This is a genomic window from Hathewaya limosa (genome assembly GCF_030815255.1).
Taxonomy (GTDB): Bacteria; Bacillota; Clostridia; order Clostridiales; family Clostridiaceae; genus Hathewaya; species Hathewaya limosa.
On the sequence record NZ_JAUSWN010000001.1, the window covers coordinates 129,541 to 144,609 of the forward strand.

Annotated in this window: 13 protein-coding genes, 1 tRNA gene and 1 riboswitch; of the genes, 11 read left to right on the top strand and 3 right to left on the bottom strand. The window is 27.5% G+C overall.

Annotated elements, in window-relative coordinates; all coding sequences use genetic code 11:
- Positions 1–61 precede the first annotated feature (61 nt).
- The 6 genes from QOZ93_RS00610 (at position 62) to QOZ93_RS00635 (ending at position 8,786) form a co-directional block, all read left to right on the top strand.
- On the top strand, positions 62–721 hold the full coding sequence (locus QOZ93_RS00610; RefSeq protein ID WP_111943881.1) for a ComF family protein: 660 nt from the start codon (positions 62–64) through the stop codon (positions 719–721).
- A 252-nt stretch (positions 722–973) separates the two neighbouring features.
- Positions 974–1,507 carry a ribosome hibernation-promoting factor, HPF/YfiA family gene (gene hpf / locus QOZ93_RS00615; RefSeq protein ID WP_307354717.1) on the top strand — a complete coding sequence of 178 codons (534 nt, stop codon included), beginning with the start codon at positions 974–976 and terminating at the stop codon, positions 1,505–1,507.
- A gap of 364 nt (positions 1,508–1,871) precedes the next feature.
- On the top strand, positions 1,872–4,403 hold the full coding sequence (gene secA / locus QOZ93_RS00620; RefSeq protein ID WP_111943879.1) for a preprotein translocase subunit SecA: 2,532 nt from the start codon (positions 1,872–1,874) through the stop codon (positions 4,401–4,403).
- Between the two features lie 121 nt (positions 4,404–4,524).
- Positions 4,525–5,635 (top strand): peptide chain release factor 2 gene (gene prfB / locus QOZ93_RS00625; RefSeq protein WP_307354718.1). Its coding sequence is split into 2 segments (ribosomal slippage): positions 4,525–4,602 and positions 4,604–5,635, totalling 1,110 coding nucleotides; the frame shifts between segments, so codons are not numbered across the junction.
- A gap of 47 nt (positions 5,636–5,682) precedes the next feature.
- Positions 5,683–7,845, top strand: coding sequence for a Tex family protein (locus tag QOZ93_RS00630; protein WP_307354719.1), 2,163 nt, complete (start codon positions 5,683–5,685; stop codon positions 7,843–7,845).
- Between the two features lie 82 nt (positions 7,846–7,927).
- Positions 7,928–8,042: riboswitch (FMN riboswitch) on the top strand.
- 102 nt (positions 8,043–8,144) lie between these two features.
- Positions 8,145–8,786, top strand: a complete 642-nt coding sequence (locus tag QOZ93_RS00635) for an ECF transporter S component (RefSeq protein ID WP_307354720.1) — start codon at positions 8,145–8,147, stop codon at positions 8,784–8,786.
- 47 nt (positions 8,787–8,833) lie between these two features.
- On the opposite strand, the gene rimI is transcribed toward QOZ93_RS00635, so the two are convergent.
- Genes rimI through tsaE form a run of 3 tightly spaced genes read right to left on the bottom strand, consistent with a single transcriptional unit; the run spans position 8,834 to position 10,463 of the window.
- Positions 8,834–9,289 carry a ribosomal protein S18-alanine N-acetyltransferase gene (gene rimI / locus QOZ93_RS00640; RefSeq protein ID WP_111943876.1) on the bottom strand — a complete coding sequence of 152 codons (456 nt, stop codon included), beginning with the start codon at positions 9,287–9,289 and terminating at the stop codon, positions 8,834–8,836.
- Between the two features lie 2 nt (positions 9,290–9,291).
- On the bottom strand, positions 9,292–10,005 hold the full coding sequence (tsaB, locus tag QOZ93_RS00645) for a tRNA (adenosine(37)-N6)-threonylcarbamoyltransferase complex dimerization subunit type 1 TsaB (protein WP_307354721.1): 714 nt from the start codon (positions 10,003–10,005) through the stop codon (positions 9,292–9,294).
- Positions 10,002–10,463 carry a tRNA (adenosine(37)-N6)-threonylcarbamoyltransferase complex ATPase subunit type 1 TsaE gene (tsaE, locus tag QOZ93_RS00650; protein WP_111943874.1) on the bottom strand — a complete coding sequence of 154 codons (462 nt, stop codon included), beginning with the start codon at positions 10,461–10,463 and terminating at the stop codon, positions 10,002–10,004. The genes tsaB and tsaE overlap by 4 nt, the downstream gene beginning before the upstream one ends.
- Positions 10,464–10,779: 316 nt before the next feature.
- Between tsaE and QOZ93_RS00655 the strand changes: the two genes are divergently transcribed.
- From QOZ93_RS00655 to QOZ93_RS00675, 5 genes are all read left to right on the top strand, one after another.
- A complete protein-coding gene (locus QOZ93_RS00655) occupies positions 10,780–11,400 on the top strand; it encodes a CBS domain-containing protein (RefSeq protein ID WP_307354722.1) in 621 nt (206 codons plus the stop codon).
- A gap of 92 nt (positions 11,401–11,492) precedes the next feature.
- A tRNA-Trp gene (locus QOZ93_RS00660) sits at positions 11,493–11,568 on the top strand.
- 334 nt (positions 11,569–11,902) lie between these two features.
- Positions 11,903–13,159: an NAD(P)/FAD-dependent oxidoreductase gene (locus QOZ93_RS00665; protein ID WP_307354723.1), complete on the top strand. Its 1,257-nt coding sequence runs from the start codon at positions 11,903–11,905 to the stop codon at positions 13,157–13,159.
- A 36-nt stretch (positions 13,160–13,195) separates the two neighbouring features.
- Entirely contained in the window at positions 13,196–14,200 is a 1,005-nt protein-coding gene (gene queG, locus QOZ93_RS00670; RefSeq protein ID WP_307354724.1) for a tRNA epoxyqueuosine(34) reductase QueG, read from the top strand.
- A gap of 24 nt (positions 14,201–14,224) precedes the next feature.
- Positions 14,225–14,935, top strand: coding sequence for a lysophospholipid acyltransferase family protein (locus tag QOZ93_RS00675; protein WP_307354725.1), 711 nt, complete (start codon positions 14,225–14,227; stop codon positions 14,933–14,935).
- Positions 14,936–15,069 lie beyond the last annotated feature (134 nt).

Below are 15,069 nucleotides of genomic sequence, written 5' to 3' on the forward strand. Positions count from 1 at the left end.
AAATTTTAAAAATATGGATATAGTCTAAGATGAAACATATCTCAAATTATTAGAGGAGAATATGGAAAAGTTAAATTTTTTAATTAATTCAATCTTAGACTTAATTTATTTTAAAGAAGGGTTTTGTTTAAGTTGTGGAAATGAGCTTTTTACAGAAAAATTATTATGTAATGATTGTATAAAACGATTAAATTTATGCGTAGAAAAATTTAATATAGGAGAACATAAAGAAATTAAATGTTACACATGTTCAATATATTCTAAAACTATTAAAAAACTAATACTAAAGTTAAAATATAAAAATGGTTTTTCACAAGGAGAATTATTGAGTTCTTATATATATAGGTTAGTTTTAAGAGAAAAATTAAATTTTGATATGATAACATTTGTACCGTCTTCTAGAAAAAGAAAACGAGAAAGAGGATATAATCAATCTGAAATACTTGCTAAAAATTTAAGCAAACATATGAATATAAAATGTTATAAATTATTAATAAAAAATAAAGATACAAAGGATCAAATTGGATTAAATGAAGACCAAAGATGGGAAAATGTTAATGATGTATTTTGTATTAATTCCAAGTATAATCTAAAACAAAAGAAAATTTTAATTATAGATGATGTTATTACAACAGGTGCAACAGTTTATAATTGTAGTAAAGAATTGCTTAGAAATGGTGCAAGTGAAGTTATTGTAATAGGTGTTGCAAGAAATATATAATATATCCTCATAGAATTATATTATAGCATAAATTGAATAAAAAATCATATGTCCTATAATAGGGCGTTACTATAAAAGAGTATGAAAATAGAAGAGTGAGAGGCATAATTTTATTTAATTTTCTGTAAATTACTTCAAAACTAATTGTTATTTTATTAATTTCATTATAAAATGTATACAACAACAAAATAAAACCCAAAAAATTTAATTAAACTAATGCAAAGTTTTAGTTTAAGAGAGGGGCTGTGAAATATGGAAGTTAAAATAATTGGTAAAAACATCCAGGTTACAGAAGCATTAAAAGAAGTCATTACTAAAAAATTGGCTAGGCTTGACAAATATTTTAAAGACGAAGTAGTAGCTCATGTGGTTTTAAGTGTACAAAAAGGAAATCATAAAGCAGAAATAACTATTCCTTTTAATGGAGGGGTTGTAAGATCAGAAGAAGCAAATGATGATATGTATAAATCAGTTGATTTAATCTTAGATAAAATAGAAAGGCAAATTAGAAAGCAAAAAACTAAATTACAAAGGAAACTTCACGAAGAATCCTTAGTCTTTTCTCTAATCCCAGAAGATGATAAATATAAAGATAAGGAAGAACCAAAAATAGTTAAAACTAAAAAATTTGCCATGAAACCTATGGTAGCAGAAGAAGCTATTTTACAAATGGAACTTTTGGGTCATAATTTCTTTGTATATATGGATGCTGAAACTTCAGAAGTAAATGTTATATATAAAAGAAAAGATGGTAATTATGGATTAATTGAACCAGATTTTCAATAATTAATATTTAGTTTATTATATAGAATCAGTGAGTAGCAATGCTCACTGATTTTTAATTACAATATTAAGAAAATTTTGGTTAAAAAACTGTAAAAAGTAAATAATATTAATGCAAATTTTATAATTGAATATATTTACATTAATACTTTTATAATATATTATAAAATAGAACATTCTAAATAATTTATAAATATTATTTAGAATAAACTGTAAAAAGTTTATTCTAAACTAATAAAGTTGAATAGTAAAATTTTAAATGATATAATTTAAAATTATAATAAGAAATATAGATAAAGAGTTAATAAAAGTAGAGTAAAAGATATTTTAAAATAATAATGGAATAAGATTGCGAGGATGGCGAAGTATGAAGCTTTATGAAAAAATTTTTGGTACATATAGTGATAGGCAGGTAAAAAAAATATTACCTATAGTTAATAAAATAGATTCATATGAGGAAGCTATGGGTAAATTAAGTGAAGAAGAATTAAAAAATAAAACTTTAGAGTTTAAAGAAAGATTAGCTAAAGGAGAAACTTTAGATGATATACTACCAGAAGCTTTCGCTGTAGTTAGAGAGGCTTCATGGCGTGTTCTGGGAATGAAACATTTTAGGGTACAATTAATTGGGGGTATAGTTCTTCATCAAGGAAGAATTGCTGAGATGAAAACAGGAGAAGGTAAAACATTAGTAGCTACTCTTCCTACGTATTTAAATGCATTAACAGGAAAAGGTGTTCATGTAATTACAGTAAACGATTATCTTGCCAAAAGAGATAGTGAATGGATGGGTCAACTATATAATTATTTAGGTCTTACAGTAGGTGTTATATTACATGGGTTAAATACTGATCAAAGAAGAGAGGCATATGGTTCTGATATTACTTATGGAACTAATAACGAATTTGGATTTGATTATCTAAAAGATAATATGGTTATATATAAGGAAGAAAAAGTTCAAAGATATTTAAATTATTGTATAGTGGATGAAGTAGACTCAGTTTTAATAGACGAAGCTAGAACACCTCTTATTATTTCAGGTGAAGGTGATAAGTCTACTGAATTTTATAAAGTTGCGGATTTATTTGTTAAAACATTAAATGAAAAAGATTATGAATTAGATGAAAAGGCTAACTCTGTTATTTTAACTGAAACAGGGATTAAAAAGGCAGAGCAATTTTTTAAATTAGATAACTATGCAGATGCAGAAAATATGATGATACAGCATCATATAGTTCAAGGGTTAAAAGCTAATTATCATATGAAGAGAGATAAAGATTATATGGTAAAAGATGGCGAAGTTGTAATAGTTGATGAATTTACAGGAAGATTAATGGAAGGTAGAAGATATAGTGATGGACTTCATCAAGCTATAGAGGCTAAAGAGGGTGTCAAAGTAGAAAAAGAATCAAAGACTTTAGCAAGTATAACATTCCAGAACTTCTTTAGAATGTATGAAAAATTAGCTGGTATGACAGGTACAGCTAAAACTGAAGAAATAGAATTTAGAGAGATTTATGGTTTGGACGTTATAGAAATTCCTACTAATAAACCTATAGCAAGAAAAGATATGCCAGATCTAGTTTTTAAAACTCAGAGAGCTAAGTATAATGCTATAGTTGAAGAAATTGCTGAAACTAATAAAAAAGGGCAACCTATATTAGTTGGTACTGTTAGTATAGAAAAATCAGAATTATTATCATCATTATTAAAGAAAAAAGGTGTACCACATCAAGTATTAAATGCAAAATACCATGAAAAAGAAGCTGAAATAGTATCTCATGCTGGTGAAAGAGGAATGGTTACTATAGCAACTAATATGGCAGGACGTGGTACTGATATTAAACTTTCAGATGATATAGCTGAAGTTGGCGGATTAAAGGTAATAGGTACAGAAAGACATGAATCAAGACGTATAGATAATCAGTTAAGAGGACGTTCAGGACGTCAAGGAGATCCAGGACAATCAAGATTCTATGTTTCTTTAGAAGATGATTTAATGAGAATATTTGGTTCAGATAAGCTTCAAGCGGTTGTAGGTAGATTAGGATTAGATGATGAGGCTATAGAAAGTAAAATGGTTTCAAATGCTATAGAGAGTGCTCAAAAGAAAGTTGAAGGAAATAACTTTGACATAAGAAAAAATGTATTACAGTATGATGATGTTATGAATCAACAAAGAACTATAATCTATAAGCAAAGAGCTGAAGTTTTAGAAGGTGAAAACTTAAAAGAACAAATTATTAGTATGATAAAGGATGTAATTTCTGTAGCTGTAGATTCTCATGTTCTTCAAGTAGATGATGAAAAATATGATGAAAGTATAGAAAAGCTTATAACATATTTAGAGGATATTTTCTTACCAAGGGATATGATTAATCCAGAAGAATTAGGTAAAAAAGGTATAGATGAAATAAAAGAAGAATTAATTAATGTAGCATTAGATTTATACAATCAAAAAGAAAGAGAACTTCAAGGAACAGATGACGAAGAAGATAATAGTCCAAAGAATTTAAGAGAAATCGAAAGAATTATACTTTTAAAAGTTGTTGATTCTAAATGGATGGATCATATAGATAGTATGGATCATTTAAGACAAGGTATAGGATTAAGAGCATATAAACAACAGGATCCAGTTCAAGCATATCAATTTGAAGGAACAGATATGTTTAATGAAATGATTTGGAATATTAAAGTTGAAACAATTAAATATTTATTCCATGTTCAAGTTCATGAAAACATTCAAAGAGAAAGAGTTGCTACAGTAACTAATACTAGTCATGGAGAAGAAGATCTAAAGCAAGAACCTATTAGAAAAGAAAATAGAGTAGGTAGAAATGATCTTTGTCCATGTGGATCAGGGAAAAAATACAAAAATTGTTGTGGAAAATTTCAATAATAAAAAATAAAAATTAAAGTAGGTGAAGAATGGTTTCACCTACTTTAATTTATTCTATAAGTATTTAAGATAATATTTTATATGATATAATATGTTTATTCCATGAAAAGAGGTGTTGACTTTGTTAATTAAATTAGAAGAAATTTTAAGTGAGATAACTATATTAGTTAATGATGTGAATGAAATGAGTGTTTCACTTTGACTTAGATAGAATGCAGATTAGACTTTCAGAACTTGAAAGCGTTATGCAACAACCAAGTTTTTGGAATGATATAAAAAAAGCTGGAGAAGTAACAGTAGAGGCTAAAAACATAAAAGATAAAATTGAACGATATAAGGATTTAAAATTTAGGATAGATGATCTTAAAATGTTAGCAGAACTTAGTATTGAAGAAAATGATGAAGAATCTTATAGTGAAATAAAAAAAGAACTTAAAGAGTTAAATAAACTATATGAACAATTAAAGATAGAAACATTACTTTCTGGTGAGTATGATAGGAATAATGCAATTCTAACTCTTCATACAGGAGTTGGAGGTAATGATGCACAAGATTGGACAGAAATGCTTTATAGGATGTATTCAAGATGGTGTGATAAAAAAGGGTTTAAAATGCAGGTTTTAGATTATATACCAGCAGATGAGGCTGGTATTAAAGGTGTTACATTAAAGGTAATAGGAGACTTCGCATATGGATATTTAAAAGCAGAAAAAGGTGTCCATAGATTAGTAAGAATTTCACCTTATAATGCTAATGGCAAAAGACAAACATCTTTTGCATCTTGTGAAGTACTGCCTGAACTTAGAGATGAACAAGATAATATTGAAATTAATATGCAAGATTTGAAAATAGATACTTATAGAGCAAGTGGCGCTGGTGGGCAACATGTTAATAAAACAGAATCCGCTATAAGAATAACACATATACCTACCGGAGTTATTGTACAATGTCAAAGTGAGAGAAGTCAATTTACAAATAAAGATACAGCACTTAAAATGTTAAAGGCAAAATTGATTGCATTAAAAGAATTAGCACATAAAGAAAAAATTGAGGATTTAAGTGGAGAATTAAAAGATATTAGTTGGGGAAGTCAAATAAGGTCTTATGTATTCCATCCTTATAATTTAGTTAAAGACCATAGAAATGGTGTGGAAACATCTAATGTAAATGCAGTTATGGATGGTGAAATTGATATGTTTATAAACGCATTTTTAGAAAAGGATGTAAAGTAGAGAAAGAAGAAGGAGGATGGCAAGATTAAAATTGCCTTAGTGTGCATATGAGTAGTATATCAGAAATTTTATGTAAAGAATTTAATGTAAAAAGTTTTCAAATAGAAAATGTTATTACGATGTTAGATGAAGGCGCTACAGTTCCTTTTATAGCTAGATATAGAAAAGAGAGAACTGGAGGATTAAGTGATGTAACTTTAAGAGAAATATATGATAGATTAAAATATTTAAGAAATCTTAGTGAAAGAAAAGATACAGTGCTTAAGTCTATTGAGGAACAAGGGAAATTAAATGATGAATTAAAAGGTAAGATTTTAAATTCGCAAACTCTTACAGAAGTTGAAGATTTATATAGACCATATAAGCAAAAGAAGAGAACAAGAGCGACTATTGCAGTAGAAAAAGGATTAAAACCTTTAGCAGAAACAATTTTAAGTGATAAAACAATAGAAGATATACAAGTATTGGCTAGTAAGTATGTAAATGAAGAAAAGGGAGTTGCTAATACAGAAGAGGCATTGAAAGGTGCTCAAGATATTATTGCAGAGAAAATATCTGATGAAGCTAAATTTAGAAAGTGGATAAGAGAATTAGTTAAAAAAGAGGGAATAATACAATGTAAGAAGTCTTCTAAAGAAGAGGAACCTACTCCGTATGAAATGTATTATGATTATAGTGAAAGTATTAAAAATATACCTTCTCATAGAATTTTAGCTATAAATAGGGGTGAAAAGGAAGACGTAATTAGTGTTAAGATATTAGCCGATGAAGATAGAATATTAAATTATATATTACAAAATGTAAAAACAAATAACAATATTTTAGATAAATATATAGAAGAAAGTGTAAAAGATTCTTTAAAAAGACTGATATATCCATCTATTGAAAGAGAAATACGAAATGAACTTACAGAAAAAGGCGAGATAGGTGCAATTCAAATTTTTAAAGAGAATTTAAAGTCTTTATTAATGCAACCACCAATCAAAAAGAAAATAGTTTTAGGTTATGATCCAGGATTTAGAACAGGTTGTAAAATAGCTGTTTTAGATGAAACAGGAAAGGTATTATCTACAGAAACAGTATATGCGGCACTTCCAAAGGATGATAAAGAAAAGGCTATTAATATATTAAAAGATTTAATATATAAATATGATGTAGATATAATTTCATTAGGTAATGGAACAGCCTGTAGAGAATCAGAGGAACTTATTGGAGAACTTATTAAAAAGGTAAAAGAAGAAAAAAATAAGGATGTTTATTATGTAATAGTTTCTGAGGCAGGTGCATCTGTATATTCAGCGTCTGAATTAGCTACAAAGGAATATCCTGATATTAATGTATCATTAAGAGGTGCCATATCTATTGGAAGAAGACTTCAAGATCCTCTTGCAGAACTAGTAAAGATAGATCCTAAATCTTTAGGGGTAGGACAATATCAACATGATGTTATCCAAAAGAAGTTAGAAGAGTCTTTAAAAGGTATAGTTGAAGATGCTGTTAATAATGTAGGAGTAGATTTAAATATAGCTACACCATCTTTATTATCATATGTTTCAGGGGTAAATAGTACCATAGCCAAAAACATTGTAGCATATAGAGAGGAAAATGGTAAATTTACTAGTAGAGCACAACTTAAAAAAGTAAAAAGGCTAGGGGATAAAGCATTTGAACAATGTGCGGGATTTTTAAGGGTTATGGAAGGAAAAGAACATTTAGATAATACAAGTGTGCATCCAGAATCTTATAAGGGAGCTAAAAAACTTTTAGAACTATTAGGATACTCTAAAGAAGAATTAAATAATTCTGGATTAAAGGATATTGATGAAAGAGTCAAGAATTTTAGTTTAGAAGAGCTAAGTGAAAAAATAGAAATTGGAATTCCTACGTTACAGGATATTATAAAAGAGCTTAAAAAGCCAGGTAGAGATCCAAGAGAGGAACTACCAAGACCTATATTTAAAACAGGAGTATTAGAATTAAGTCAGTTAAAACCTGGTATGGAACTTATGGGAACAGTTAGAAATGTAGCTGATTTTGGTGCCTTTGTTGATATTGGAGTACATCAAGATGGATTAGTTCATTTAAGTCAACTTGCGGATAAATTTGTAAAGCATCCATTAGATGTAGTAAAGGTAGGAGATATAGTAAAAGTAAAAGTTCTTTCAGTAGATGAAAAGAGGGGAAGAATTTCACTAACTATGAAAGAGTAAAATTAAAAAAATAAATGTAATAAAAGCTATTGATAAAATTTGTTATAAATAGTATAATGTTTTTGAAAAGTTAATAAAACTTAAAATTCTTCAGGGCGGGGTGTAATTCCCCACTGGCGGTAAAGCCCGCGAGCCATAATGGCAGATTTGGTGTAATTCCAAAGCCAACAGTATAGTCTGGATGAAAGAAGATAGGTATATTATGTATTTACGCCCTGATTTTATAAATCAGGGCTTTTTTATGTATATGTACCTCACACCCTGAAAGATGAATATCTTTTAATGGGGGAATGAAGTTTATGGAAAAAAATAAGAAAACAAAGTTTAGTATTAACACATTAATTAAAATAGCTATGCTTTCTGTAATAGCTATGATTTTAATGAAATTAGAATTTGCATTAACTTTTTTATTTCCAAGTTTTTTAAAGTTGGATATTAGTGATATCCCAGCGTTATTAGGTGGTTTGGCTCTTGGACCAGTATCTGGAGTTTTAATATTATTATTTAAAAACATTTTAAAGATAATAGTATTTGGTACAGGAACTGCTGGAGTTGGAGAAATAGCTAATTTTACAGTAGGTATGTTTTTAGTATTTATAGCAAGTTTTATGTATGACAAGAAGAAAAATGTAAAATCGTTGATACTAGGACTTGTTATAGGAACTATAGTAATGTCTTTAGCTGCCGGTATATTAAATTACTATGTATTTATCCCACTTTATGCTAAGGGAATGGGGGCGCCAATAGATGCCTTTGTACAATTTGCTAAAAAAGTAAACCATAATGTAGTAGATTTTAAAACATTAATTTATTGGGCAATCATACCGTTTAATTTATTAAAAGGACTTATAGTATCATCAGTATATTTAGTTCTTCATAAAAGTCTAAATCCAATTATTCAAAAAGAACGAATAAAGAGCAAGAATAAAATAAGTGCATAAATAATAAATATAAAAAGCTATCTCATAAAAATATGGATAGCTTTTTTTTATAAATCATAACACCACATAATTAGGGCATCTTCTTTCGGATTAGAATAGAAATTTTTCCTAATGCCTTCATTTTTAAAACCCTCTTTTATGTAAAGAGTTTGAGCAGGAATATTAGAACTTCGAACTTCTAAAGTAATAGCATTACAGTTTTCCTTTTGGCAAAGAGTTTTTAATTCTTCAAGGATTCTTGAAGCTATTCCATTTCTTCTAAAATTAGGGTGAACAGCTATATTAGTAATCTGTCCTTCGCCATGTATTATCCATATACCACCAAAGCCTAAAATTTTTCCTGTAGAATCTTTGCAAGTTATATAATGTGAAAAGTTATTTGAAAATTCATCTTCTAAAGAATTTATACTCCAAGGAGTTTTTAAACTAAGCTTATTTATTTCATATACTTGGTTTAAATCTTCATGAGTCATAGTAGTATATGTAAAGGTATTTGAAGACATTGTTAATCCTCAACTCCTTTATGATATTTTTCTTCATATTCTCTTTCAGCCTGAGATTTTCTAAGATATATAGGTGCCAATGAATATATATCATCTATATTGTTATCTTTTAAATGTTGTAATCCAAGTTCACCTAAAGAAGAAGCTTTAACTACATTTAAACTAGTAGGTGCGAAGAATACGTTGCTTAACTTTGAACTTAAAAGTTCTTTGAATTTATATGTACCATCACCGATAAATGTAATATTACATTTGTAATCATTAAGTTTTTCAATTAATTCTTCAATAGAAGTACAAGAATAATCATCTAATTTTACCAAAGTACCATTTTCAAATTTATAAATAGCAGTATATACATTATTTCTAAGAGCATCTAATATAGGACATATAATCCCATCAGTATATGCTAGATTATAAGCTAGTGCATCTAAAGAAGATATACCAATCAAAGGTTTATTTAATCCATTACATATTCCTTTAAAAGTTGCCATACCAATTCTAAGTCCAGTAAAGGAGCCAGGACCTTTTGAAATTGCAAATCCATCTATATCAGCAATATCGGTTTCTGTGTTAGTTAAAAGTGTGTCTATCATAGACATAATTAAAACTGAATGTTGTTTTTTATAGTTAAAAGTTATCTCACCTAATAGTTTTTCATCTTCAATTAATGCACAAGTTGCACTTTGTGTGGCAGAATCAAAACTTAAAATCTTCATAATCTTATCTCCTTTATGTAGTCATATTTTTTGTTTGTATATTCTATATTGATTTGACGTTTATTAGGAGTAAGCTCATCACACTTATTTACATATATGTATAGAGCATCTTCTTTAGGGATTAGGTCTTCTATATAATTAGCCCATTCAATTATAGAAATACCATCACTAAATATGTATTCATCAAAACCTATGGCCTCTATTTCATCAGGATCATTTACTCTATAAACATCAAAATGATATAATTTTAATCTCCCGTCATATTCATTAACAATAGTGAAAGTTGGGCTTGTAATATGTTCATCTATGTTTAATCCCTTCGCTATTCCTTTGGTTAAATGAGTTTTTCCAGTTCCTAAATCTCCGATTAAGCAAATGATATCGCCGCTATTACATGTTTTACCTAATTTAACACCTAAATTGAAAGTTTCTTCAACTGAGTTAACTAAAAATTTCATTATCTCACCTCTGTATATTATTTTATCCTAATTAATAAAAAAAGTTAAGTATTCTATTAAATATAAAGCAATATATATAATTTTATCATATAGTATATAGTCATAATATATTAACTATATGCATAAAATATTAATTATATGGTTTAATATGGTTTGTTAAAATAAGTATTAAAGTTTTATATAAAACTTTAAAATTAACAAATTTTAATATTGGTCATAATTCTTGGAAAATTAAAAATATTATTCAAATAATATAGGCAATATGAGGTTAATAAGTTATAATAAGTTTAAAAGGATTTATAAAGGAGGGTCATAAATGTTTGTTAATAATTTAATGTTATCTAAAGAAAAGTTAGTAACAGTAACACCTAAGGACTCTGTCAAGAAAGCCTTAGAACTTATAGAAGAATATAAGTTTTTATCAATTCCTGTAGCAGAAGGGGATAAGTTCTACGGTACTATTTCAAAAGAAAGAATTTACACTTTTTATTTCGAGAAAAATCTAGATAAAAAAAGTTTATTGGAAGAGTTTTTAGTAGAAAATGTTATGAGAGTTGATGTACCTAAAGTAGACCCAATGGAACAAGTAGAAGAAGCATCTAATTATTTAGCTACAGAAAACACACCATTTGTGGCTGTAATAGATAGTGCAAATGAGTTTAAAGGTATAGTAACTCATAATGCAGTATTTAAGCAATTCACAGAATTATTTGGTTTAAATAGAGGGCAAAGAATATCTGTAATTGCCCATGATATTCCAGGACAAATATCTAAACTTTCTAAAATTATAACAGAAAATAATGGTGATATTATTAGTTTTGTTGTGGTTGATCCAAAAAGTTTAACAGAAGTAAAAGAAATCGTTGTAAGAATAAAAACAGAAAATTATGATGATATATTAAAGAAAGTCAAAGACGCTGGATTTAAAGTACAATAATATGTTTTAAATAAAGGAGGAATTTTTATCCTCCTTTATTTAAAAATATATTGATTTTAAAAAAAAATGATGATATAATGTTAATTGTTTTTAGGGGTATAGCTCAATTGGTAGAGTAGCGGTCTCCAAAACCGTTGGTTGCGGGTTCGATTCCTGCTGCCCCTGCCAGTTAATATTTAAAAAATTGATACAGCATTTGAATGACTAAGCTATATTTTATTATAGCTTGGTCATTTTTAATTTTTACTGAATAAACAAAGTTCATATCTTATAACTTAATTAAAAGGATCTTAGGTTACTATAAAAAATTCAAATTTAGTTAGGTAATTCTCAGAAATCTTATTAAAAATTTTTTCATTATGCAAATTTGTGGTTTTAAATAAAGATAGAAGTAAAATATAAATTATTTGATTTAATATACATAATAAGTCTATAATATACTAGGAATATATTGCAACAAAAAGGAGTAAATTTATTTACTATATTTCTTTGAGGTGAGTTTATGAAAGAATATGATATAGTTATAATAGGAGGCGGAGCATCAGGGCTGTCAGCTGCAATTGAGGCTAGAAAACAAGGTATAGAAAAAATACTTATTATAGATAAAGAAAAGTTTTTAGGTGGGATTTTAAATCAATGTATTCATAATGGATTTGGAAGATATATTTTAAAGGAAGAATTAACTGGACCAGAGTATGCCAATATTTTTATAAAAGAAATACAAAGACTAAGAATAGGATATAAACTTGAAACAACTGTATTAGAAATAGATAAAAACAAAAAAGTAACTTTTGTAAATTCAGAAGAAGGAGTTGTAGAAATAGGGGCAAAAGCTATTATACTTGCTATGGGATGTAGGGAAAAAACCAGAGGAGTGGTAAATATATCTGGAAGTAGTTTTGCAGGCGTTTTTACAGCAGGAATGGTACAAAGGTTAATAAATTTAGAAGGAATAATGCCAGGTAAGGAAATAGTTATTTTGGGATCTGGTGATTTAGGATTAATAATAGCTAAAACATTAACTTTAGAAGGTGCCAATGTTAAGGCCGTAATAGAAATGTTGCCTTATTGTAGTGGACTTAAAAGAAACTATAAAAAATGTTTAGAACCATTTAATATTCCTTTAAAGTTGCAACATACAATAATTGATATTAGAGGAAAAGAGCGAGTTAATGGAGTGGCTATAGCTAAAGTAGATGATAATTACAAGCCAATAAAGGGAACGGAAGAATTTATAAGTTGTGATACTGTCGTATTGTCTGTAGGATTGGTACCTGAAAGTGAACTATTTAAAAAGTTAGGAATAAAAATTAATGCTGTAACAGGAGGTACTTTAATAGACGAAAGTATGCAAACTAATATTAAAGGTGTTTTTGCATGTGGAAATGTGGTTCATTTACATGATTATGTGGATAATGTTACACAGGAAGGTGTTCTTGCCGGTAAGAAGGCTGCAATGTATTTAAATGGAGACTTAGATAATAATGAAGGTATTAATGTGGAAAAAGGAAATGGAATTTCATATGTTATACCTAATAACATTAATATTAATAATATAGAAAAAGATGTGCAATTTAAATTTAGAACAGAAAAATTGTTTAAAAATATTAATATAAAATTTAAGTTTGGAGAGAAAGAAATTAATTTTTATAGAAATAGTATAATTCCAAGTGAAATGGAAGTAATAAATATACCAAAAGAAATATTGAAAGAAAATAAAAATGAAAAAAATATAAATGTTAGTATTTGTAAAATATAATCAAATGTTAAGGTAATTAGAATAACAGAGGTGGTTATGGATTTAAAAAAGAAAATTATAGATTTTTGTAAATCTATAGGAATAGATAAAATAGGATTTGTTAAATGTGAGAGGTTTTATGAACTGGAAGAGTATTTTAAGTATAAAAAATCCAAAGATTTACTAAATGATTTTGAAGAAGATACTATAGAAAATAGAGTAAATCCAAAATTAATTATGCCTCAAGGTAAAACTATTATTTCGATAGCACTACCATATATGACAGAGAATATAGAAAAACAAGAACAATATTTTTCAAGTTATGCTTTAGGCGAAGATTATCATAATGTAGTTAACTTATATTTAGAGAAGATTGCTACATTTATAGAGAAATTAGGTGGCATAACAGAAACCTTTGTTGATAATAATCCATTGCCAGAAAGGTACATAGCCATGAAAGCGGGTATTGGGTTTATTGGAAAAAATAATTGCTTAATTACAGAGGAATATGGTTCTTATGTTTTTTTAGGAGAAATTATAACAGATTTAGAAGTCGAAGAAAGTACGCCAAAAGAAAGTAAATGTGGGAATTGTAATAAATGTATAGATATATGTCCAACTAAAGCTATTTTAAGTATAGATACAAATAAAAATATTAAAGGAATAGAAAATAATTCTAATATATGTCTTTCTTATGTAACTCAAAAAAAGAACCTAGAGGATTTTTGGTTTAAAAAATTTGAAGGAAGAATATGGGGTTGTGATAAATGTCAAGATATATGTCCCTTTAATAAAAATGTACAAAATAGTAGAATAGTTGAATTTCAACCAAAAGAATATATGAAAAATCCTAATTTAGAAGAAATTATACAACTAGATAATAAAACTTTTAAAGAAAAATATAAAATAACCTCATGTGGTTGGAGAGGAAAAAATATATTAATAAGGAACTCGTTAATATCTTATTACAATTTAAATGGATACATACCTAAGTTAGAAGATATAGGGTCTCCTTATATTAAAGAGTATTATGAAAGAATCATGAAAAGAATGAAAGAATAATTATAAAAGAAAGGATGAGGTTAAATGATATCTACTAAAACAGCAAAATTAATTTCATGTTTACCTCAGGGATTAGTAAATTACATAGCTAAGAAGATATTAAATGGATATTTAAATAAATATGCGGATTTAAAAATAAAGGGTCTTAATAATTTAAAAGATATAAAGACACCAACAATTTTTATCTGTAATCATTTGAGTAATTCAGATGCATTAATATTAAATAAGGTGTTACAAGATTTTGATCCTACCTATGTAGCAGGCGTAAAATTGTCTCATAATCCTATAACTAATTTAGCCGTTGGAATATGTAAAACTACTACAATTAAACCTAATACTCCAGATAAGGAAGGATTAAAAAGAATTGTAGAACTGATTAAAAAGGGAGAAAATATTGTTATTTTTCCGGAAGGAACAAGAAGTAGAACGGGAGAAATGATAGAGGCTAAGAAGGGAATTTTACTTATGGCGAAACTTACTAAAGCGCCTATAGTACCAATTGGAATTTCAGGAAGTGAGAAGTTATTACCTATTAATAAGCAGGGCAACATGAGTAATGAAAGTTTTCAATATGCAGAGGTTACAGTTGAAATAGGTAAACAATTTGAATTACCTAAAAAAGAAAAAGAAGAGGGAAAAAAGGAATATGAAGATAGGGCAATTAATTTCTTAATGTATTCAATTGCTAAACTTATTCCAGAAAATTACAGAGGACATTACAAGATAGATAAATAAATAACAAATATAAAAAATTTTTTTGAAAGAAAAGATATAATACTTGCAAAATAAGATACTAAAATATAATACGTTTTAATTATATTTTGGTACTATGTGTTACTTTAAGTAGCCTACATAGAAAGCTCATTTTA